This window comes from Streptomyces echinoruber, assembly GCF_014651135.1.
Lineage (GTDB): Bacteria > Actinomycetota > Actinomycetes > Streptomycetales > Streptomycetaceae > Streptomyces > Streptomyces echinoruber.
Genome location: NZ_BMWH01000010.1, coordinates 119,792 through 141,102, shown reverse-complemented (window position 1 = coordinate 141,102; position 21,311 = coordinate 119,792). Strand labels below are relative to the sequence as shown.

The following is a 21,311-nucleotide window of genomic DNA, read 5'->3' as shown; positions in this document are numbered from 1 at the left end:
GTCACTGTCCTTCCCGGTCGGATACGACCGAAGCGTATCGATACCCACCCGTAGTGCCGCCCACGGCGACATGACCGCTTGTGCTGTCGCTTGTGCTTTCCACGGCGGCATGGCCGCCGGTGGACCCGAAGCCCCCCTCGGCCCGCGCCGAGTCGGGAAGCTCCGCGACCTCGTGGAAGCGGACCCTCTCGACCTGCTGGACGACCAGTTGGGCAATCCGGTCGAAGCGCTCGAACCGCACGGACTCGCGCGGGTCGAGATTCACCACGATCACCTTGATCTCCCCACGGTACCCGGCATCAACCGTCCCCGGGGCGTTCACGAGCGCGACACCGCACCGGGCGGCGAGGCCGGACCGCGGATGCACGAACGCCGCGTACCCCTCCGGCAGCGCGACAGACACCCCGGTGGGCAGCACCGCCCGCTCGCCCGGCGCCAACTCGCAGGCCACGGTGGTGCGCAGATCGGCACCCGCGTCACCGGGGTGCGCGTACGCCGGAAGCGGTACCTCCGGATCGACACGCCGGACGAGGACGGGCAGCGGGTCTCGGGGGGCCGGGCTCACGGGTTCACCTCGAAGGCGCGGGCGCGCCGGACCTGGTCCGGGTCGTTCAGGGCGGCCCGGATCTCCTCCTGGCGGCCGTGGTGGACGAAGTGGTCGACCTTGACCTCGACGAACAGGGCGTCGGCGCGCACCGCCACGGGCCCGTCGGGGCCGCCGAGGCGTCCGGTGGCGGTCGAGTAGATCTTGCGGCCGGACACGGCGGTGACCTCGGCCTCCAGGTAGAGGGTCGTGCCGACCGGCACCGGGCGGACGAAGTCGGTCTCCAGCCGCCCGGTCACGGCGATGGTGCGCAGCAGCCAGTTGAGCGAGCCGAGCGCCTCGTCGAGCGCGGTGGCGAGCACGCCGCCGTGCGCCAGGCCGGGCGCGCCCTGGTGGGCGGGCCGGACGGTGAACTCGGCGGTGATGCTGACCCCCTCACCGGCCCGCGCCTGCAGGTGCAGGCCGTGCGGCTGGTCGTCGCCGCATCCGAAGCACTGCCCGTAGTGCGCGCCGAGGAGTTCGCCGGGCGCGGGCGCGTCGGGGTGCCGCACCGGCGGCACGGCGTCGGCGGGCGGTGTCAGGGCTGGGGACGTTCCACTCACAGCCGCAGACCTTACCCGCGTCCGGACCCCGTGCCTCACCCGTGCGGCGGGCCGCCGACGGGGGCGTGCCAAGCTTGGCTCCATGCAGTCTTCCGTCCCGCCGTCCGTCCCGGCGTCCGCACCGTCCTACGACGAGCGTCTCACCGCGCCCCGCTCCTGGTGGCTGATCAGCCTGCTGGTGGGGATCGCGCTGGCCCTGGTCTTCCTGCCGTTCGGCACGCTGCCGATGCTGGGCGGCCTGGCCGGCGGCACGGCGGCCGCGGCGGTCTGCGCCAGTTCCTACGGCTCGCCGCGCATCCGCGTGGTGGGCGGGCTGCTGGTCGCGGGCGACGCGCGCATCCCGGTCGCGGCGCTGGGCGAGGCGGAGGTGCTGGACGCCGAGGAGGCCCGCGCCTGGCGCACGTACCGGGCCGACACCCGGGCCTTCCTGCTGCTGCGCTCCTACATCCCCACGGCGCTGCGCGTGGAGGTCGCCGATCCCGAGGACCCGACCCCGTACCTGTATCTGTCGACCCGCGACCCGCAGGCCCTGGCGGAGGCCCTGCGGACGGCACGCGCCACGACCGCCTGAGCGGCGCCACGGGGGCACGGCCGCCTGAGCGGGGCCGTGGCGGGGTGAGGGGCGGGCGCGGGCGGCCCGAACCGTCCCGGCGGCTTCCCGACGCCCTTCGCACGGGAACGCCTGGACGTCCTCGTGCGCGGCAACCGGTGCACGAAAGCCGCCGGGCACCCACGGGGCGGATCGGTCCCCGGTGTGCCCGCGGGTCGGGGGCGGGATGCTTCTGTGGAGGTCAGTCCTCTGGACCTGTGGAGGTCAGTCCTCTGGATGTCAGTCCTCGAGCTGTCTGCGGACGTCGGTGACGTCCCTCATGTCGAGGACGTCGGGCGGGGGCTGCAGCGCGGGCAGGTCGAGCGCGTCCCAGGGCACCTGGATCTTGCGCAGGTCGGCCCGGACGCGCCGGGCGAGCCTCCTGGTCTCACGCCGGTTGAACACCGCGCCGGCGGTGGCGCCGACCAGGAACGGCGTCAGGCTCGGCAGGTCGCGCACCATGCGTTTGGTGACCCGCCGACGCAGCTCACGGCGCAGGGGGCCGCCGAGCATGTCGTTGAACGCGGCGGGTCTGGTCACGTCGACGCCCCGTTCCCGGGACCAGCAGGACAGGTACACGGCGGCGCGGGCGCGCGGCGAGCCGGGCGGGCGGACGCCGTACACCTCGTGCAGTTCGGCGATCAGCTTCAGTTCGATCGCGGCGACGCCGGTGATCTCGACGGCCAGTTCCGTGGGCATCGCGAGCGGCACCGGCAGCATCGCCGCCGCTCCGATGCCCGCTCCGACCGCCGCCGTCGCGTTGGCCGCGCCCGTCACCAAGGTGTCCGCGAGCTCCTCCGGTCCCAGGCCGGGGTACTGCCGGCGCAGGGTCGCCAGGTCGCGTACGGGGATGCGCGGGGCCATGGCGACGAGCCGGTCGACGAGACGGGTCAGCCCCGCCCTGGCGCGGCCCCCGCCCGTGCGAGCGCCCTGCCGGACCCGCCCGGCCCGGTGCCGCAGCGCGGCCGTCCGCCGGCGGGCGACGGGTGCGCCGGGTCGTGCCGGCACCGGGTCGTCCCGGCCGGGCACCGGTTCGAGCGAGGCCGCTCCGGCCGGATCGGGGCCGGCGCCGGAAGCACCGGCGCCGGCCGCTCCCGTACCGGAGGGGCCCCGCTCGTCGTCACGCGCGCCGTGAGGACCGTCGGACGGCCCGTGGTCCGCTCCCCGACGGGGGAAGCGGCGCTTCCAAGGAGGGGTCGAGCCGGTCACGGCCGACCCGGCCTCAGTCGCAGTCGCGGCAGATCGGCTGGCCGTTCTTCTCCCGGGCCAGCTGGCTGCGGTGGTGCACCAGGAAGCAGCTCATGCAGGTGAACTCGTCCTGCTGCTTGGGCAGCACCCGGACGGCCAGCTCCTCGTTGGAGAGGTCGGCGCCGGGCAGCTCCAGGCTCTCCGCGGCCTCGAACTCGTCCACGTCCACCGAGGAGACCGACTTGTCGGTCCGCCGTGCCTTGAGCTCTTCCAGGCTGTCCGAGTCGACGTCGTCGTCGGTCTTGCGTGGGGTGTCGTAATCGGTTGCCATATCGCTCTCCCCCTCTGGGTGTCTGCGGTGTCTCCAGCGCACGTAACGCGTGAGAGGCCGGACTTGTGCCCGACCCGAGGCGGAGATTTTGCCTCACATCAAGGTCTGTTACTCAATCGACACCCAACCGGACCCCTCGAGAGTGATCGACTTGGATGGCGATCGGGACCGTACACGGTCCGAACCTCGCCCTTCAAAGAGGTTCCACCGTGTACTTCCCGTGATCAGACCCCTCGAAAACCCGGATTTTCCGGGCTTTGCGACCTCCGCCATGATCACGGAACGTAGATGGCCGGAAACTCGCGCATGTGATTGATCACACAGGAAGGATCCCGGCGGGCGGTCGGGAAATTCCGCGCAAAGCGAACATCCCCGCGCGTGTCGAGGCCGCCGTCACAGCGGCAGCGTGACCCGCATCACGAGCCCTCCCCCCTCTCGCGGCTGGGCCGTGATATGGCCGCCGTGCGCCCGGGCCACGGAGCGGGCGATGGACAAGCCCAGGCCCACCCCCTTGTCGCTCCCGGTGCGCTCGGTGCGCAGGCGGCGGAAGGGCTCGAAGAGATTGTCGATCTCGTACGCCGGGACGACCGGACCGGTGTTGGCGACCACCAGGACCGCCTGCCCGTGCTGGATGTCGGTGACGACCTCCACCCAGCCGTCCTGCGGCACGTTGTACCGCACGGCGTTCTGCACCAGGTTCAGCGCGATCCGTTCCAGCAGCACGCCGTTGCCCTGCACGATCACCGGCCTGCGCTCGCCGCGGATCAGCACGCCCCTCTCCTCGGCCTCGCCGCGCACCTGGTCGATGGCCTGGGTGGCCACCTCGGCGAGGTCCACCGGCTTGCGCTCGACGATCTGGTTGTCGCTGCGGGCGAGCAGCAGCAGGCCCTCCACCAGCTGCTCGCTGCGCTCGTTGGTGGCCAGCAGCGTCCTGCCCAGCTGCTGCAGCTCCACCGGCGCGTTCGGGTCGGACAGGTGCACCTCGAGGAGGGTGCGGTTGATCGCGAGCGGGGTGCGCAGCTCGTGCGAGGCGTTGCCGACGAAGCGCTGCTGGGCGGTGAAGGCCCGCTGGAGGCGCTCCAGCATGTCGTCGAAGGTGTCCGCGAGTTCCTTCAGCTCGTCGTCCGGGCCGTCCAGCTCGATCCGCCGGGACAGATCGGAGCCGGCCACCGCGCGTGCGGTGCGGGTGATCCGGCCCAGCGGTGCCAGGACCCGGCCGGCCATGGCGTAGCCGAAGGCGAAGGCGATGACGGCGAGGCCGAGCAGGGCCAGCAGCGAGCGGCTGAGCAGGTTGTCCAGGGCGACCTGGCGCTGGTGGTCGATGCACTGGCTGATCGCCGCGTTGAACTCGGGCAGCGTGAGGTTGTTCGTGTTGATGGCCGGGCAGTTGTCGCTGGCCACCTTGATCTCGGAACCGCTGACGATCTTGAACAGGGGCTCGTTGCCCGTGTTCAGGGCCTGCGCCGCCAGCAGGTAGATGATCGACAGCAGCAGGATGCCGGCGATCAGGAACATGCCGCCGTACAGCAGCGTGAGGCGTATCCGGATGGTCGGGCGCAGCCACGGGAAGGGCGGCGCCGGCCGCCTGGGGTCCCAGGTGGGTTTGGGGGGTGCCTGGACGTGTGCGGTGGGAGTCGTGGCCACGGTCGATCAGATCCGGTAGCCGGAGCCGGGCACGGTGACGATGACGGGCGGCTCGCCGAGCTTGCGGCGCAGCGTCATCACGGTCACCCGCACGACGTTGGTGAACGGGTCGGTGTTCTCGTCCCAGGCCTTCTCCAGCAGCTGCTCCGCCGAGACGACCGCGCCCTCGCTGCGCATCAGCACCTCCAGCACCGCGAACTCCTTCGGCGCCAGCTGGATCTCCCGGCCGTCGCGGAAGACCTCGCGGCGGTTGGGGTCGAGCTTGATGCCGGCGCGCTCCAGGACGGGCGGCAGCGGCACGCTGGTACGGCGGCCCAGGGCGCGCACCCGGGCGATCAGCTCGCTGAACGCGAAGGGCTTGGGCAGGTAGTCGTCGGCGCCGATCTCCAGGCCCTCGACCCGGTCGCTGACGTCGCCGGCGGCCGTGAGCATCAGCACGCGCGTGGGCAGGCCCAGCTCGACGACCTTGCGGCACACGTCGTCGCCGTGCACCAGGGGCAGGTCGCGGTCGAGGACGACCACGTCGTAGTCGTTGACGCCGATGCGCTCCAGGGCGGCCGCACCGTCGTACACGACGTCGACGGCCATGGCCTCCCGGCGCAGTCCGGTGGCCACCGCATCGGCGAGCAGCTGCTCGTCCTCGACGACGAGTACGCGCACGTCGCTTGTCCTTCCTGTGTCCGCCCGCGCAGCGCTTGCGCGCACACGTGGGCAGGGGTGTTGTCCGGCTGTGTGTCCTTCCATCCTGCCCTTTTCCGCCGTAAGTCGGCTGTAAGGCGGGGAGGGCGGCATCTGCAGGGCGGGGAGGGCGGGCCGCGCGGGGACGGCGGGCCGCGGGAGGAGGAAGGACGGCTGCGCCCGGGTGAGGCGGCAGGAGCCGGACGGTGAAGGAAGAGTGAGCACGACACAAAGGCGAAAATTTCTCCGTACGGAGAGGTTTCCCCGGACGGCGCCTTGGGGAGGACGGCTTTACACCCCGCGATCACGCTCTGCATGTGCCGCACCACCATGCGGTACACCGCGATCCGCTTTCCGCAGAGGTGGGTGCGGGTGTCCGGCACCGTCGCCGCCCAGCCCGGGCAGCGTGCTGGGCATCCGGAGACGTGATCGCCCCTTCCCACACAGGGCACACCCCCGTGCCACCGACCCACGACCCAGGACGAGGGGGCGCAGCATGGACGCTTTCACCGCAGGACTTCTGCAGCGGATAAGGGCGACCGAGTCCGATCTGTCGCGGGCTCGTGACGAGGGCGACGACTTCCTCGTCGAGGTGGAGGAGGCCGAACTCGACGACCTCCGCCGCCTCGCCGCCGAACACGGTGTGGAGGTCGGCGCGTCCGGCGTCTGATCGACCCGTACCCGTACAGGGAGCCCCGGCGAATCCAGCGCCGGGGCTCCTGCCTTTGCGCCCCTTCGTCTCCGGAGGTTCCGGCCCTTCCTTCCCTAGTCGTGCCAGGCGCCGAGGTCCTCCAGGAGGCTCTGCAGGGGCTCGAAGACGCCGGGGGTTCCCGCGACCGTCAGGTCGCGCGAGGGGCGCTCGCCGGGGCGGCCGCCGGTCAGGGCGCCCGCCTCGCGGGCGACGAGGTTGCCGGCGGCCCAGTCCCAGGGGTTCAGGCCGCGCTCGTAGTAGCCGTCGAGGCGACCGGCGGCCAGGTCGCACAGGTCGACGGCGGCCGAGCCGCTGCGGCGGATGTCGCGCACCAGGGGGATCAGACGGCGGGCGACCTCGGCCTGGTGGGCGCGGACCTCGGTGACGTAGTTGAACCCGGTCGCGACCAGGGCCTGCTCCAGCGGCGGCGCGGGGCGGCAGGTGAGCCGGCGCTCGCCCTCCCAGGGGCCGGTGGCCCAGGCGCCGGCGCCGCGCACCGCGTGGAAGGCCTCCCCACGCAGGGGGACGGCCACCGCGCCGACGACGGTCTCGCCGTCCTGCTCGGCGGCGACGGACACCGCCCAGGTCGGCAGGCCGTACAGGTAGTTGACCGTTCCGTCGAGCGGATCGATCACCCAGCGGATGCCGCTGGTGCCCTCGGTGGCGGCGCCCTCCTCGCCGAGGATGCCGTCCTCGGGGCGGCGCTCGGAGATCAGGTCGGTGATCAGCTTCTCCGCCGCGATGTCCATCTCGGTGACGACGTCGATCGGGCTGGACTTGGTCGCCGCGACGGCCAGGTCCGCGGGGCGGCCGTCGCGCAGCAGGTCGCCGGCGCGGCGGGCGGCCTCACGGGCCAGGTCGAGCAGTTCCGTGTGCAGCGGGTCGTGCGGGGTCACGGGGCTCCTCACGCGTAGGGGCTGTCGGCGCCCGCGGCGGCGGGGCGGGCCTGGCGGGCCGGGCAGCAGCCCACGGGGCAGACGTGGTGGCTGGGGCCGAGGGTGCCCAGGGCGCACGGGGTGACGTCCTGGCCGCGTGCGACGGCGGCGCGCTCCACGACGAGGTCGCGGATCGCGGCGGCGAAGCGCGGGTCGGCGCCCACGGTGGCCGAGCGGCGCACCGGCAGACCGAGTTCCTCGGCCTTGGCCCTGGCCTCCGTGTCGAGGTCGTACTTGACCTCCATGTGGTCGGAGACGAAGCCGATGGGCGCCATGACGACGGCGGGCACGCCGGCCGCGTGGCACTCCTGGAGGTGGTCGCAGATGTCGGGCTCCAGCCAGGGGATGTGCGGGGCGCCGGAGCGGGACTGGTAGACGAGCTGCCAGGGGTGGTCGACGCCGGTGCGCTCGCGGACCGCGTCGGCGATCAGCCGGGCCACGTCCAGGTGCTGCCTGACGTACGCGCCGCCGTCGCCGTGCTGCTCCACCGGGCCGGAGGTGTCGGCGGCCGAGGTCGGGATCGAGTGGGTGGTGAAGGCGAGGTGCGCGCCGTCGCGGACGTCCTCGGGCAGGTCGGCCAGCGCCTCGATCACCCCGTCGGTCATGGGCTCGACGAAGCCGGGGTGGTTGAAGTAGTGCCGCAGCTTGTCGACCCTCGGCGGCTCCAGGCCCTCCTGTTCCAGGGTGGCGAGGGCCTCGGCGAGGTTCTCGCGGTACTGGCGGCAGCCGGAGTACGAGGCGTAGGCGCTGGTGGCCAGCACCAGGATGCGGCGGCGGCCGTCGCGCACCATGTCCCGGAGGGTGTCCGTCAGGTACGGCGCCCAGTTGCGGTTGCCCCAGTACACCGGCAGGTCCAGGCCGTGCTCCGCGAAGTCCTTGCGCAGGGCGGCGAGCAGGGCGCGGTTCTGGTCGTTGATCGGGCTGACCCCGCCGAAGAGGAAGTAGTGCTGCCCGACCTCCTTCAGGCGTTCCTTGGGGATGCCGCGCCCGCGCGTCACGTTCTCCAGGAACGGGACCACGTCGTCCGGTCCTTCCGGGCCGCCGAACGAGAGCAGCAGCAGGGCGTCGTAGGGAGTGGCATCGAGCGCGTCTGGCATGGGTCGATCCTGCCACCCGCCGCTGACGGCCGGAAAACCGCGGGTGCGGCACCGGGACGCGCCCGTAAGCTGTGTCGGTCGTATCACTGCTGTCGCGTCACTGCCGTCGTCACTGCCGTCGTCGTGCCGCTGGCGCCGTGTCCCCGCCCCCGTGCTGCCCGTCCCAGCCCCGCGCCCCTGTGGGAGACGTCCGTGCTCAGCCCCTACCGCACCCTGTTCGCGGCCCCCGGAACCAAGGCGTTCTCCGCGGCCGGGCTGGTGGGGCGGATGCCGCTGTCGATGACGGGCGTCGGCGTGGTGACGATGATCTCCCGGCTCAACGGGCGCTACGGACTGGCGGGGACGCTGTCGGCGACGATCGCGCTGGCGGCCGCGGTGCTCGGGCCGCAGGTGTCGCGGCTGGTGGACCGGCACGGGCAGCGCCGGGTGCTGCGGCCGGCCGCGCTGGTCGCGCTCGCCGCGACGGCCGGACTGCTGCTGACCGCGCACCTCGGCGGGCCGGACTGGGTGCTGTTCGGGTGCGCCGCGGGCCTCGGCGCGGTGCCGAGCCTGGGCGCGATGGTCCGCGCCCGCTGGGCCGCGCTGTACGGGGGCACACCGCGGCTGCACACCGCGTACTCGCTGGAGTCCGTGCTGGACGAGGTGTGCTTCGTCCTGGGCCCGATCCTCTCCATCGGCCTGTCCACGGTGTGGTTCCCGGAGGCCGGGCCGCTGCTGGCCGCGTGCTTCCTCGGCGTCGGCGTGTTCTGGCTGACCGCGCAGCGGGCCACGGAGCCCGCGCCGCACCCGCGCGAGGGCCACGGCGGCGGCAGCGCCCTGCGCGCGCCCGGCCTGTGGCTGCTGGTGGCCACCTTCGTGGCGGCCGGGGCGATCTTCGGGGCGGTCGACGTGGTCACCGTGGCCTTCGCCGGTGAGCGAGGCCACCCGGGGGCCGCGAGCGTGGTGCTGGCGCTCTACGCGGCCGGTTCCTGCCTGGCGGGGGCCGTCTTCGGGCTGCTGCCGGTGCGCGGGGAACCGGAACGTCAGTGGATGCTGGGCGTGGGGGCCATGGCCGTGAGTATGATCCCCCTCCTACTGGTCGGAAGCCTGCCGTTTCTGGCCGCGGCGCTGTTCCTTGCGGGCCTGTCCATCGCTCCCACGATGATCACGACGATGTCCCTCATCGAACGGCACGTGCCTCGCACACACCTGACCGAGGGCATGACCTGGGTGAGCACCGGGCTCGCGGTCGGTGTGGCGCTCGGCTCGTCGGTGGCCGGCTGGGTCGTCGACGCGGCCGGCGCGCGGGCGGGGTACGGGATCCCGGCGGTCGCCGGGGCCCTCGCGGTCGCGGTGGGTTTCCTCGGGTACCGCCGGCTGCGCAGGCCGGCTCCGGGTCGGGGAGGCTCCGTTGGGCAGCACGGCGAGCGGGAAGACGAGCGGCGGCACCGGCACCTGGCGTAACTGGGGCGGCAACGTCACCGCCCGGCCCGCGCGGGAGGCCGCACCCGCCTCCGTCGAGGAGCTGGCGGCCGTGGTCCGCCGGGCGGCCGAGGACGGCCTGCCGGTGAAGGCCGTGGGCACCGGGCACTCCTTCACGGCCATCGCCGCGACCGACGGGGTGCTGGTCCGTCCCCACCTGCTGACCGGCATCCGCCGGATCGACCGCGAGAACATGACGGTCACCGTGGCGGCCGGCACCCCGCTCAAGCGGCTCAACGCGGCCCTGGCGCGCGAGGGCCTGTCGCTGACGAACATGGGCGACATCATGGAGCAGACGGTCTCCGGCGCCACCAGCACCGGCACCCACGGCACCGGCCGCGACTCCGGCTCGATCGCCGCCCAGATCCGGGAGCTGGAGCTGGTCACCGCGGACGGCTCGGTGCTCACCTGCTCCGCCCGGGAGAACCCGGACGTCTTCGCCGCCGCCCGCATCGGCCTGGGCGCCCTCGGCATCGTCACCGCGATCACCTTCGCCGTGGAGCCGCTGTTCCTGCTCACCGCGCGCGAGGAGCCGATGCCGCTGGAGCGGGTGCTCGCCGAGTTCGACGAACTCTGGGCCGAGAACGAGCACTTCGAGTTCTACTGGTTCCCGCACACGGGCAACACCAACACCAAGCGCAACAACCGCAGTGCGGGCCCGGAGCGGCCGGTGCCGCCGGCGCGGGCCTGGTTCGAGGACGAGTTCCTCTCCAACGGCGTCTTCCAGGTGGCCAACTGGATCGGCCGCGCGGTCCCGGCCACCGTCCCCGGCATCGCGCGGATATCCAGCCGCGCGCTCTCGGCCCGGACGTACACCGACATCCCGTACAAGGTGTTCACCTCGCCGCGCCGGGTGCGTTTCGTGGAGATGGAGTACGCCGTTCCGCGCGCGGCGCTGGTGGCGACGCTGCGCGAGCTGAAGGCGCTGGTGGACCGCTCGGATCTGCGGGTGAGCTTCCCGGTGGAGGTGCGCACCTGCCCCGCGGACGACATCGCGCTGTCCACGGCGTCGGGCCGGGACAGCGCGTACGTCGCGGTCCACATGTTCCGCGGGACGCCCTACCAGCGGTACTTCACCGAGGCCGAGCGCATCTTCACCGCGCACGAGGGCCGTCCGCACTGGGGCAAGGTGCACACCCGGGACGCCGAGTACCTCTCCCGGGTGTATCCCCGCTTCGGGGAGTTCACGGCGCTGCGGGACCGGCTCGATCCGGAGCGGCGGTTCCGGAACGACTACCTGCGGCGGGTGCTGGGTCCGTAGCGGGGGCGCTCGTCGCGGGCGCCGGGGTGTCCCCCTGCTCCGGCGACCCGTCGCCCTGTGCGCCGGCGTCCGTGGCCGGCGCCGTCGGTGCCGGGCTCGCCGCCGCGCCCGCGCCCCCGCCGGACCGGCCGCCGTTCGCGCCCGTACCGGACGTGCCGCGGGAGGACGGTTCGGCGCCGCCCGTGGCCGGGGTGCCGGCCGGCGCGGCCGAGGAGGCCGGCGCGTCCTCACCCGAAGGGGTGGACTGTGAGGACGACGAGGAGGACGAGGACGACGAGGAGGAGGACGACGTGGACGACGCGGTGCGGCCGGACACGACGTCCCCGACGGTGGTGCCCCGGCCGCCGCTGAGGCTGGTGCCGGAGGCCAGTTCGTACACGGTGATCCCGGCCATCGTCACCAGGAACACCAGCGCGGCGGCCAGGACCGGGCGGCGCCACGCCCGGGAGCGGGCGCGGTGGACGGTGCCCGCGGTGTACTCGCCGGGCGGGGGCGGAGCGGGCCGCGCGGCCCCGACAACCCCGGCGGCTCCGGCCGCCCTGGGGCGGGCCGCGGCGGCCGCTTCGCGCAGCTGCTCGCCGGTGCGCCGGAAGACGTGCTGGAAGACCGTGCTGCCGCAGGTGCCGATGACGCTGACGACGCCGGCTCCCAGGATCGTGCCGTAGACCCCGAAGTACGAGGCGAGTTTGGCGGCCACCACGGCGGCCAGCGCGCTGCCGGCGACCTGGGGGACGCTCAGGTCGATGCCCCGGGCCCCGCCCGCGTCGCTTCCGTCGCCCCCTTGCCTCTCCCGTTCCTGCTGCGGTTCCCTCGTCCCGGTCTCGTCCCGGACACTCGGTTCGGCACCGGTATCGGGCCTTGCGCGCATTCGCGGATCCTGCCTGCCTTTCCGTACGTGGTCGACGGACCGTGCACGAGAGGGGACGTGCGCGCGAAACCCTTAGTTCCGATTACGGGCCTTACGTGAAGTACGCCACGTTCATGATCCCGAAAACGGGTCAGGAGTGACGAAGTCCCGCCTGTCGCGAGAAGTTGGGCGGCGCGCCGACCTCCGCAGGTGGCCCGAATGGAGTACTGTTGCGAGCCCTGGGTCCCGTCTCCCGTCAGGGCGTTCGGGACCGCGCTGGACCGCCGGGAGGGGGCGAGTTGCACAGGGTGACGGAGTTGGTCACTTAGCGTTGCGAAAAGGTAACCGTGCCATAACGGCGATCCAGGGCCCGTGCCCGACACGCCGGGCAACTCGGCAAGGTTGTGGCAGGCTGCACCCGGGCAGGCCACACTCGACAGAGCGGAAGCAGCGACGCACGTGACGTCGGCAGGCACCACCCGGGAGGTCCCCATGCCCGAACTGCGTGTCGTGGCCGTCTCCAACGACGGCACACGGCTGGTGCTGAAGGCTGCGGACAACACGGAGTACACGCTTCCGATCGACGAACGCCTGCGCGCCGCCGTGCGCGGCGACCGCCCCCGCCTCGGCCAGATCGAGATCGAGGTGGAGAGCCATCTCCGCCCCCGCGACATCCAGGCGCGCATACGAGCAGGCGCGACCGCGGAGGAGGTCGCGCAGATGGCCGGCATCCCCGTGGACCGCGTACGCCGCTTCGAGGGCCCCGTCCTGGCCGAGCGCGCGTTCATGGCCGAGCGCGCCCGCAAGACCCCCGTGCGCCGCCCCGGCGAGAACTCCGGTCCGCCGCTGGGCGAGGCCGTGCAGGAGCGGCTGCTGCTGCGCGGCGCCGAGAAGGACACCGTCCAGTGGGACTCCTGGCGCCGCGACGACGGCACCTGGGAGGTGCTGCTGGTCTACCGGATCGCGGGCGAACCGCACTCGGCGAGCTGGACCTACGACCCGCCGCGGCGGCTGGTGCAGGCCGTGGACGACGAGGCGCGCGCGCTGATCGGCGAGACCGACGACTTCGGGGCGCCCGAGCCGAGTTATCCGTTCGTGCCGCGTATCGCCCGGCTGCCGCGCGAGCGCACCCTGGACCGCGCCCTCGACCGGGACCGGCCGAGCCTGCCCGCGCAGGCCCCGGAGCCCGCGGAGGAGAGCACGGGTGAACGGGACTCGCTGACCAGCCTGTTGGAGGCGGTGCCGAACTTCCGGGGCGACCTGGTCGTGCCCGAGCCGGAGACGGAGGAGCCCGTGGCCGAGCCGGAGGCGGAGGAGCCACCGGCGCCCGCCGCGTCCGCCGGTTCCGCCTACGCGGACGTGCTCATGCCGCCCCGTTCGGTCAGCAGTCACCGGGAGCGCCTCATCGGCGCCACCGACCGCCAGGCCGAGGCCGACGGGGTCCGCCCGGGCCGCCGGGCGGCGGTGCCCAGCTGGGACGAGATCGTCTTCGGCACGCGGCGCAAGAAGCAGGAGTAGGCCGCCGTGCGGCCGTGCCGCGGCAGTACGGTCCTGCGGCCATGCCGCGGCGGTACGGCCGTACGGCGGCGGTCCGTCGAAGGGCCCGCGCCCGTTTCCGGGTGCGGGCCCTCGCGGTTGTCTCACGGCGTCCCGCGAACGCCGCGCGGCCCGCCGGTCACTCGGGGTCGGGTCCCACGGCGACCGGCCGGGACGGGTCCGAGGTCCACTCCGACCACGAACCGACGTACAGCGCCGCCGGGATGCCGGCCACGGTCAGCGCCAGCACCTCGTGGGCGGCCGAGACGCCCGATCCGCAGTAGACGCCCACCTGCGTGTCCGCGCCGGCGCCCAGGGCCGCGAACCGCTCCCGCAGCCGCTCCGCGGGCAGCAGCTGCCCGTCCGGGCCGACGTTCTCGCCGGTCGGCGCCGAGCGGGCGCCCGGGATGTGCCCGGCGACCGGGTCGACGGGCTCCACCTCGCCGCGGTACCGCTCCCCCGCGCGGGCGTCCAGCAGCACTCCGGAGCGGGCCAGCGCGGCGGCCGCGTCGGCGTCGAGGACCCGCAGCGGGCCCGCACCCGGCCGCGGCACGAAGTCGCCCTCGTCCGGGGCGGGCGGCGTCCCGGTCTCCAACGGCCCCTCCCAGGCGGGCAGTCCGCCGTCGAGGACGCGCACGTCGGGGTGGCCGGTCCAGCGCAGCAGCCACCAGGCGCGCGCCGCCGCCCAGCCCGGGCCGCCGTCGTAGACCACCACCGGCCGGCGGGCCGACACGCCCGCGCGCCGCATGGCGGCCCCGAACACGCCCATGTCGGGCAGCGGGTGGCGGCCCTCCTTGCCGGGCGGGGCGGCCAGTTCCCGGTCCAGGTCGACGAAGACGGCGCCGGGGATGTGCCCGGCCTCGTACGCGGCCCGGCCGTCGAACGGCGGCTGCCCCGGCGCTGCGGTCTGCTGCGCCACGGTGAGCTGCCAGCGGACGTCCAGCAGCACCGGCGGGGTGCTGCCCGCCCGTTCGGCCGCCAGGTCGGATGCGGAGATGATGGCGTTCATGGCGCCCATCCTCGCGCACGGGGTGGCCGTCCGGCCCGGCTCCGGCTACTCCGCTCCGCCGGACCGGCGCGGTCACGCTCCGTACGGAGGCGGGCACGTGCCGCGCGGGCCGCGGCCACATGACCCTGCGCGTCGCCGGCCGCCCCGTCGCCGGGGTGCGCGGACTGGGCGACGCCCTGCCGCGGGAGCGGGGCCCGCACTGGGTGACGTGCTTTCAAGTGGCCGATGTGGCCGGGATTCCGGACCGCCTCACGGACCTGGGCGGGCACGTGCTGAGGCCGCCGCATGACGGTCCGCGCGGGCGCACGGCGGTGCCGGCGGATCCGGAGGGGGCGCGGTTCTCGGTGCTGCAGGTCCCGCGCCGAGCGAGGTCCCGGGCCGCCCTCGGGGCCGTCGGTAGAATGAGCGCGGCGAGCAGAACGGGCGCCCGCCCAGTACGACGGCCTGACAGGGGAGGCGCGGTGCCGACAGGAGTCGCCCTGCGCGACGCGCGCGGGCAGCTGTTCCGGGCCGCCGAGCGCATCCTGCTGCGCGACGGCCCGAACGCGCTGACCAGCCGGGCGGTCACCGCCGAGGCGGGCTGCGCCAAGGGCGTGCTGCACCGGCACTTCGACGACTTCGACACCTTCCTCACCGAGCTCGTCCAGGACCGCGTCCGGCGGATCGACGCCCAGGCGGCCGCCCTGCGCGCCGCTGCCGGCACGGGTGCCGTCGCCGATCACCTCACCCGGGCCCTGACGGACGTGTTCGACTCCGTCGCGCTGGGGATCGTCAAACTCCTCACCTTCCGGGACGAGGTGCGCGCCCGGCTGCGCCGGGAGCGGCCGGTCGGGATGCCCGTCGCCGAGGAGGCCACGGCCATGATCGCGTCGTATCTGGCGGCCGAGCGGGACCTGGGGCGCATCGCGGACGACGCCGACGTGGACATCCTGGCGCTGACCCTGGTCGGCTCCGGGCACCTGCTGTTCGCGGGCCGGGAGGGCGCTGCGCCCGCCGAGGAGGAGGTGCGCCGGGTCGTCGACACGGTCCTCGCCGGGGTCGTGCGCGAACCGGACCGGCTCAGGCGGCGCCAGTCCGCACCGCGGTGAGCGCCACCGTCGCGTAGGTGAGCGGGAAGCTGCCGCCCAGGGCGTCGACGGCGGCGCCGGCGCCGTCCAGGACCTGCGCCAGCCGGTCCGGCGGGAGCCGGGTGAGCGCGCCGGAGGTGGGCAGCTGCTCCAGCCAGGCCTCGCGCGTGCAGGTGTACTCCCAGTCCTGCCGCCACTCCCGCGGCGCGGCGAAGCGGCCGGTCTCGCGCAGGCCGTCGCGGGCGGCGCCGAAGATCCGCTCCCGGTACCGGTCCACGGCGGAGGCGTCCGCCATCGCCCGCAGGTCGAAGGGCGCGTCGGGCACCACGCGCGCGTACACCTCGGCCAGGGCGCCGGCCACGGCGGGCGGCAGCCGGGGCACGTTCCAGAACAGGGCCAGCACGCCGCCGGGCCGCAGCACCCGCGCCGCCTTGGCGGCTCCCGCGACCGGGTCGATCCAGTGCCAGGCCTGCCCCGAGACGACGGCGTCGAAGCGGCGGCCGGCCGGCTCCCACGCCTCGAACGTCGACACCTCCACGTCCACGCCCAGCCGCCGGGCCACCTCCGCCATGCGCGCGTCCGGCTCGACGCCGAGCACCGTGCAGCCGGCCGCCAGGAACTGGCGGGCGGCGATGCCGGTGCCGCAGCCGACGTCGAGGAACGCCCGGCCGGGGCTCGCCCCGGTGACGTGCTCCACCAGGGCCTGCGGGTAGCGGGGGCGGGCGCGGTCGTAGCGCTCGGCGTCCCCGCCGAACGACTCGGCCATGGCGCGGTGTTCGTGAGGCATAGTGGGCATGCGCCCACTCTAGTGGGCACGTGCCCACTCGGCAACGCGCACAAGCGTTCCCGAAGGCCGGCCGAGCCGGTGTCAGGAACGCGCTTCGAGGCCGGTGTCAGGAACGCACTTCGAGCAGGGGCACGAGCTGCTCGGCGGGTGTCATGGAGCCGTGGTTGCCCACCATGGACGACTCCTTCGGCTCCCGCGCGGAGGCGATGAGCAGCACGTCGTCGCGGGCGGCGGCGACCACGTCGCCGATGCGGGCGTAGACGCGGTCCTCCACGCGCGGCCCGAACCAGCCGGCGGCGACGGCCTCGTCGCGCGAGGCCACCCAGAACTGCTCGCCGAGCACCTCGCGCCAGCAGGTCAGCACGTCGTTCTCGGCGCCCGGCAGCGCGTAGACGTGCCGGGCGCGGCCCTCGCCGCCGAGCAGGGCCACGCCGGCGCGCAGCTCCCAGTCCTCGTCGAAGTCGATGCGGTGCAGCTCGTCGAAGGGGATGTCGATCATCCCGTGGTCGGCGGTGACGTACAGCGCGCTGCGCGGCGGCAGTTGCTCCGCGAGGCGCTGCGCCAGCCGGTCGACGTGCATCAGCTGGCCGCGCCAGGTGTCGGAGTCGACGCCGTGGCGGTGGCCGGCGCCGTCGAGTTCGGCGTAGTACGTGTAGACCAGGGCGCGGTCGGCGGCGGCCAGTTGCTCGGCGGCGAGGTCGACGCGGTCCTCGCCGGAGAGCCGCCCGAAGAACGTTCCGCCGCTGAGCGCGACCCTGGTCAGCGGGGTGTGCTCGAAGGCCGGGGAGGACACCTGGGCGGCGTGCACGCCGGCCTCCTGCGCGAGGCGGAAGACGGTCGGGTGCGGCTGCCAGACCTGCGGGTCCGTCCACGGCTGCCAGCGCAGCTGGTTCATCAGCTCGCCGGTGGCGGGGTCGCGCACGGTGTAGCCGGGCAGGCCGTGCTCGGCCGGGGGCAGGCCGGTGCCGACGGAGGCGAGGGAGGTCGCGGTGGTCGCCGGGAAGCCGGCGGTGATCGGGCGGCCGGTGCCGCCGCGCGAGCCGGCCAGGAGCGAGGTCAGGAACGGCGCCTCCTCGGGGTGGGCGCGCAGCTGCTCCCAGCCGAGCCCGTCGATGAGGAAGACGCAGTTGCGGTCGGCGGGGGTCAGCTCCCGGATGGCGGCGGCGGTGCCGGGCACGCCCATGCCCGCGGCGAGGGTGGGCAGCAGGTCGGCGAGCGAGCCGGAACCGTACTCGGGCACCGGGGCGGTGTCGAGGGAGAGCGGTTCGGGCTGGTCCCAGGCGGCGGGCTGCACCATCAGCGGCCGAGGTCCGCGGTCGCCTCGGAGAGGGCCTGGGCGAAGGCGAGCGCCTGGCGCACGGTCTCCGGGCCGTCGCCGGTCTCGCTGACGCGCAGGGTCAGGTCGTCGGCGGTGGAGTTGCCCGTGTAGCCGTGGTCGGCCTCGCAGTTGGGGTCGCTGCAGGCGGCGGGCTCCAGGTCGATGCGGTTGACGGCGCCCCAGCCGATGGTGAGCACCACCTCGCGGGGCAGCGAGCCCGGCGTGTACGCCTCCGGGTTGGCGACCACGCGGCTGACCACGACCGACGAGATGCGGTCCAGCCGCACCGACTCGGTGGACGTTGTCGCGTAGGGCGTCGGGGAGGTGTCGTCCGCGCCCTGCTCGTCGGTGTGGTTGACGATGAACCGGTTGTCGGTGAGGACCAGCACGGTCACGTGCCGGCGCACCTCGTTCTGGTCGAACGTGGTCTCCTGGTGGACCAGGTACGACCGGATGGGCTCGCCGCCCACAGCGGCCTCCACCGCCTCGGCCACGAGGGCCGGGTAGTAGCCGCTGCGCTCGATCGCCGCACGCAGCCCCTGGGTCGTCGTACTGGTCTTGGCCATGCCGTCCATCCTAATCCGTGGGGCGGGCCGCTCCGGGCCGGTCGGGAGCACCCCGGACCGTTCGCGCAACGGGTGCGGCGGGCGGTCCGGCAGCGGTGGGCGGTGGGCGGCGCGATGACGGCGTGTGGTCCGGCGGCGGTGGGCGGTCCGGTGACGGCGTACGGTCCGCGGCCGGCGTGCGGCCCGGTGGGCGGTGGGCCGGTGTCCTCAGTACGCCGGCAGGGTGCGCGGGCCGAGGTCGTCGCGGGCGGGCGGGGGCGCGAGGCGGACGGAGGCGCCCAGGACGCTGAGGCCGCTGGAGGCCACGACGACGGGCTCCAGGGTGACGGCGACGACCTCGGGGTGGTCGTCGACGAGACGGGAGACGCGCAGCAGCAGTTCCTCCAGGGCCGCGGTGTCCACCGGGTCGGAGCCGCGCCAGCCGAACAGCAGGGGCGCGGTGCGCACGGCGCGGATCATCGCGCTCGCCTCCCGGTCGGTGACGGGGACGAGCCGGTGGGCCGTGTCACCGAGCAGCTGGGAGGCCGCCCCGGCGAGCCCGAAGGACAGCACCGCGCCGACCGCGGGGTCGATGACGGCCCGCACGACGGTGTCCACGCCGCGCGGCGCCATCTGCTGCACCACCGGGCGCAGCTCCTCGGGGCCGCCGAAAAGGTCGGTCAACTCCGCGTAGGCGCGGCGCAGTTGGTCCTCGTCGGCGAGGTCGAGGCGGACGCCGCCGAGGTCGGCGCGGTGGCGCAGGTGCGGGGCGGTGGCCTTGAGGGCGACGGGGTAGCCGAGGGTGCGGGCGGCCGCGGCGGCCGCGTCGGGGGTGGGGGCGGACAGGGCGCGGCGCACGAGGATGCCGTAGCGGCCGAGCAGCTCGCAGGTCTCCTCGGCGCCGAGCGTGAGTCCCTTCCCGCACGCGAGGAGGCCGTGGATCAGGTCGGCGGCGCCCTTCTCGTCGATGTCCTCGTACTCGGGCACCCGGCCCGGGTCGGCGGCCTCGCGCCGCCACCGGGCGTACGAGACCGCCTGGGCGAGGGCGCGCACGGCGCGCTCCGCGGCGGGGTAGGCGGGGATGAGGCGGGCGTCCCGCGGCGCCCCGGCGGGCGCGGCGGGCGGCTCGGCGGGCGAGGCGGGCGGCTCGGCGGGCCGGCCCCGGCTGCCGGCGCCGGCCTCCGCGGGGCGGGGAGCCGGCTCCGAGGGACGGGCCTGGGGCGCGGTGCCGGCCGCGGCCGACAGGGCCTCGGCGAGCCCGCCGAGCTCCACGTGCACGACGAGCACCGGCTTGGCGGGCGCCGTGGCGGTCGCGGAGCGCAGGGCCTCCGCCAGCTCCGCGTCGCCCAGCGACACCTCGCCCACGCCGGGGATCGCGGTGACCACCACGGCGTCGCACGTGTCGTCGGCCAGGGCGCGCGAGAGCGCCGCGTGGAAGTCGGCGGCCGAGGCCTCGGTGGTGAGGTCGAGCGGGGGGTGCGGGCGCAGGCCCTCGGCGAGGCAGGCGTCGTAGGTGAGCAGGCCGAGCGACTCGGAGTTGCCGAGGATCGCCACGCGCGGGCCGGCGGGCAGCGGCTGGCGGGCGAGCAGCAGACCGGTGTCGACCAGCTCGGTGATGGTGTCCACGCGGATCACGCCGGCCTGCCGCAGCAGGTCCGAGACGGTCGCGTGGGACAGGCGCGTGGGCCGTACCGTGTGGCCCTGCGGGGCCGCGCCGTGGCGGGCGCCCTGCACGACGACCAGGGGTTTGGCGGCGGCGGTGCGGCGGGCGAGGCGGGTGAACTTGCGCGGGTTGCCGATGGACTCCAGGTACATCAGGGCGACGTCGGTGCGCGGGTCGTCGTACCAGTACTGCAGGACGTCGTTGCCGGAGACGTCGGCGCGGTTGCCGGAGGAGACGAAGGTGGACACGCCGGTGACGCCGGTGACGCCGCCGCCGCGCCGGTGCAGCCGGGACAGCAGGGCGATGCCGATGGCGCCGGACTGGGCGAACAGGCCGATGCGGCCGGGGCGGGGCGGCTGCGGGGCGAGCGAGGCGTTGAGCCGCACCTCGGGGTCGGTGTTGATGATCCCGAAGGCGTTGGGGCCGATGATGCGCATCCCGTACGCGCGGGCCTGCCGGACGAGCGCGCGCTGCCGCTCGCGCCCCTCGGGACCGCTCTCGGCGTACCCGGCGGACAGCACGACGAGGCCCTGCACGCCGTGCTCGCCGCACTCGGTGACGACCTCGGGGACGTGCTCGGCGGGCACGGCGACGACGGCGAGGTCGACGGGGTCGGGGATGTCCCGCACGGAGCGGTGGGCGGGCACGCCGTCGATGTCCTTCTGCTCCTCGGGCAGGGCCTTGTTGACGGCGTACAGACGGCCGGTGAAGCCCGCGTGGCGCAGGTTGCCCAGCACGTTGCGGCCCACGCCGCCGGGGCGGCGGCCGACGCCGACCACGGCGACCGAGCCGGGCTGGAGCAGCCGCCGCACCGAGCGGGCCTCGGCGCGCTGCTCGCGGGCGCGCTGCACGGCCAGGGAGCGGTCGGTCGGTTCCAGGTCGAGGTGCAGGCGCACGACGCCGTCCTCGAAGCTGCGGGTCTGCGTGTAGCCCGCGTCCGTGAACACCTTGATCATCTTGGTGTTGGCGGGGAGCACCTCGGCGGTGAAGCGGCGGATGCCGCGCTCGCGCGCGACGGCCGCGATGTGCTCCAGGAGGGCGGAGGCCACGCCGCGGCCCTGGTGGGCGTCCTGGACGAGGAAGGCGACCTCGGCCTCGTCGGCGGGCCCCGAGGCGGGCAGGCCGTCGGGGCCGACGCGGTCATAGCGTACGGTGGCGATGAACTCGCCGCCGATCGTGGCGGCGAGTCCCACCCGGTCCACGAAGTCGTGGTGCGTGAAGCGGTGGACGTCCTTCGCGGACAGACGCGGGTAGGGCGCGAAGAAGCGGTAGTACTTCGACTCGTCCGACACCTTCTCGTAGAAGCTGACCAGGCGGTCGGCGTCGTCGGCGGTGATAGGCCGGATGCGCGCGGTGCCGCCGTCGCGCAGCACCACGTCGGCCTCCCAGTGGGAGGGGTATTCCTGCCGGGCCGACGAGGTCTGCTGCATGGGCCCCAGGGTACGGCTCGCGTCCGGCGACGGCGCGAGGCAGTCTGTGGGGGACCCGCGTTCCGCAAGGGACGTCCGTGAAGGCCGG

At 74.5% G+C, this 21,311-nt stretch carries 20 protein-coding genes and 1 pseudogene; 7 read left to right on the top strand and 14 right to left on the bottom strand.

Annotation, left to right across the window (positions count from 1 at the left end; translation table 11 throughout):
- Position 1: 1 nt before the first annotated feature.
- A complete protein-coding gene (dut, locus tag IE225_RS14645; protein ID WP_190057928.1) occupies positions 2–565 on the bottom strand; it encodes a dUTP diphosphatase in 564 nt (187 codons plus the stop codon).
- Positions 562–1,146, bottom strand: a complete 585-nt coding sequence (locus IE225_RS14640) for a PaaI family thioesterase (protein ID WP_190057927.1) — start codon at positions 1,144–1,146, stop codon at positions 562–564. Before IE225_RS14640 ends, dut begins: the two co-directional genes overlap by 4 nt.
- Positions 1,147–1,228: 82 nt before the next feature.
- Here IE225_RS14640 and IE225_RS14635 point away from each other — a divergent pair, with 82 nt between their 5' ends.
- Complete coding sequence (locus tag IE225_RS14635) at positions 1,229–1,717, top strand: DUF3093 domain-containing protein (protein WP_190057926.1); 489 nt, start codon at positions 1,229–1,231, stop codon at positions 1,715–1,717.
- A 258-nt stretch (positions 1,718–1,975) separates the two neighbouring features.
- On the opposite strand, the gene IE225_RS14630 is transcribed toward IE225_RS14635, so the two are convergent.
- The 4 genes from IE225_RS14630 to IE225_RS14615 all read right to left on the bottom strand — a co-directional run bounded on the left by IE225_RS14630 (position 1,976) and on the right by IE225_RS14615 (position 5,558).
- Positions 1,976–2,944 carry a hypothetical protein gene (locus IE225_RS14630; RefSeq protein ID WP_190057925.1) on the bottom strand — a complete coding sequence of 323 codons (969 nt, stop codon included), beginning with the start codon at positions 2,942–2,944 and terminating at the stop codon, positions 1,976–1,978.
- A 13-nt stretch (positions 2,945–2,957) separates the two neighbouring features.
- Positions 2,958–3,254, bottom strand: a complete 297-nt coding sequence (locus tag IE225_RS14625) for a DUF4193 domain-containing protein (protein ID WP_190057924.1) — start codon at positions 3,252–3,254, stop codon at positions 2,958–2,960.
- A gap of 393 nt (positions 3,255–3,647) precedes the next feature.
- Positions 3,648–4,898 (bottom strand): sensor histidine kinase, encoded by a 1,251-nt coding sequence (locus IE225_RS14620; protein WP_190057923.1) that lies wholly within the window; start codon positions 4,896–4,898, stop codon positions 3,648–3,650.
- 6 nt (positions 4,899–4,904) lie between these two features.
- The gene (locus IE225_RS14615; protein WP_190057922.1) at positions 4,905–5,558 is read right to left on the bottom strand and encodes a response regulator transcription factor; all 654 of its coding nucleotides are present in this window, start codon (positions 5,556–5,558) and stop codon (positions 4,905–4,907) included.
- Positions 5,559–6,072: 514 nt separating this feature from the next.
- On the opposite strand from IE225_RS14615, the gene IE225_RS14610 reads away from it, so the two are divergent.
- Positions 6,073–6,246 (top strand): hypothetical protein, encoded by a 174-nt coding sequence (locus IE225_RS14610; RefSeq protein WP_190057921.1) that lies wholly within the window; start codon positions 6,073–6,075, stop codon positions 6,244–6,246.
- A gap of 95 nt (positions 6,247–6,341) precedes the next feature.
- Here the strand turns inward: IE225_RS14610 and IE225_RS14605 are convergent, their stop codons facing one another.
- Positions 6,342–7,163, bottom strand: a complete 822-nt coding sequence (locus IE225_RS14605) for an inositol monophosphatase family protein (RefSeq protein WP_229879552.1) — start codon at positions 7,161–7,163, stop codon at positions 6,342–6,344.
- An 8-nt stretch (positions 7,164–7,171) separates the two neighbouring features.
- Positions 7,172–8,299: a ferrochelatase gene (locus IE225_RS14600; RefSeq protein ID WP_190057920.1), complete on the bottom strand. Its 1,128-nt coding sequence runs from the start codon at positions 8,297–8,299 to the stop codon at positions 7,172–7,174.
- Between the two features lie 192 nt (positions 8,300–8,491).
- On the opposite strand from IE225_RS14600, the gene IE225_RS14595 reads away from it, so the two are divergent.
- Positions 8,492–9,742, top strand: a complete 1,251-nt coding sequence (locus IE225_RS14595) for an MFS transporter (RefSeq protein ID WP_190057919.1) — start codon at positions 8,492–8,494, stop codon at positions 9,740–9,742.
- Complete coding sequence (locus IE225_RS14590) at positions 9,690–11,021, top strand: D-arabinono-1,4-lactone oxidase (protein ID WP_190057918.1); 1,332 nt, start codon at positions 9,690–9,692, stop codon at positions 11,019–11,021. Before IE225_RS14595 ends, IE225_RS14590 begins: the two co-directional genes overlap by 53 nt.
- Here the strand turns inward: IE225_RS14590 and IE225_RS14585 are convergent.
- Entirely contained in the window at positions 10,945–11,889 is a 945-nt protein-coding gene (locus IE225_RS14585; RefSeq protein ID WP_229879550.1) for a hypothetical protein, read from the bottom strand. The genes IE225_RS14590 and IE225_RS14585 overlap by 77 nt on opposite strands.
- 471 nt (positions 11,890–12,360) lie before the next feature.
- On the opposite strand from IE225_RS14585, the gene sepH reads away from it, so the two are divergent.
- Positions 12,361–13,386: a septation protein SepH gene (sepH, locus tag IE225_RS14580; RefSeq protein ID WP_190057917.1), complete on the top strand. Its 1,026-nt coding sequence runs from the start codon at positions 12,361–12,363 to the stop codon at positions 13,384–13,386.
- Between the two features lie 157 nt (positions 13,387–13,543).
- Here the strand turns inward: sepH and IE225_RS14575 are convergent, their stop codons facing one another.
- Positions 13,544–14,413, bottom strand: a complete 870-nt coding sequence (locus IE225_RS14575) for a sulfurtransferase (protein ID WP_190057916.1) — start codon at positions 14,411–14,413, stop codon at positions 13,544–13,546.
- A gap of 119 nt (positions 14,414–14,532) precedes the next feature.
- Between IE225_RS14575 and IE225_RS34005 the strand changes: the two are divergent.
- Both IE225_RS34005 and IE225_RS14565 read left to right on the top strand, forming a co-directional pair.
- Positions 14,533–14,742, top strand: a pseudogene (locus IE225_RS34005) (VOC family protein); the annotation flags it as partial.
- Positions 14,743–14,874: 132 nt separating this feature from the next.
- Entirely contained in the window at positions 14,875–15,501 is a 627-nt protein-coding gene (locus IE225_RS14565; protein ID WP_190057915.1) for a TetR/AcrR family transcriptional regulator, read from the top strand.
- Here the strand turns inward: IE225_RS14565 and IE225_RS14560 are convergent.
- The 4 genes from IE225_RS14560 to IE225_RS14545 form a co-directional block, all read right to left on the bottom strand.
- Entirely contained in the window at positions 15,473–16,276 is an 804-nt protein-coding gene (locus IE225_RS14560; RefSeq protein ID WP_373303189.1) for a class I SAM-dependent methyltransferase, read from the bottom strand. The genes IE225_RS14565 and IE225_RS14560 overlap by 29 nt on opposite strands.
- A gap of 97 nt (positions 16,277–16,373) precedes the next feature.
- A complete protein-coding gene (locus IE225_RS14555) occupies positions 16,374–17,564 on the bottom strand; it encodes an alkaline phosphatase family protein (RefSeq protein WP_190057914.1) in 1,191 nt (396 codons plus the stop codon).
- Complete coding sequence (locus IE225_RS14550) at positions 17,564–18,160, bottom strand: DUF5998 family protein (protein ID WP_190057913.1); 597 nt, start codon at positions 18,158–18,160, stop codon at positions 17,564–17,566. Before IE225_RS14550 ends, IE225_RS14555 begins: the two co-directional genes overlap by 1 nt.
- Before the next feature lie 198 nt (positions 18,161–18,358).
- Positions 18,359–21,223, bottom strand: coding sequence for a bifunctional acetate--CoA ligase family protein/GNAT family N-acetyltransferase (locus IE225_RS14545; RefSeq protein WP_190057912.1), 2,865 nt, complete (start codon positions 21,221–21,223; stop codon positions 18,359–18,361).
- Positions 21,224–21,311 lie beyond the last annotated feature (88 nt).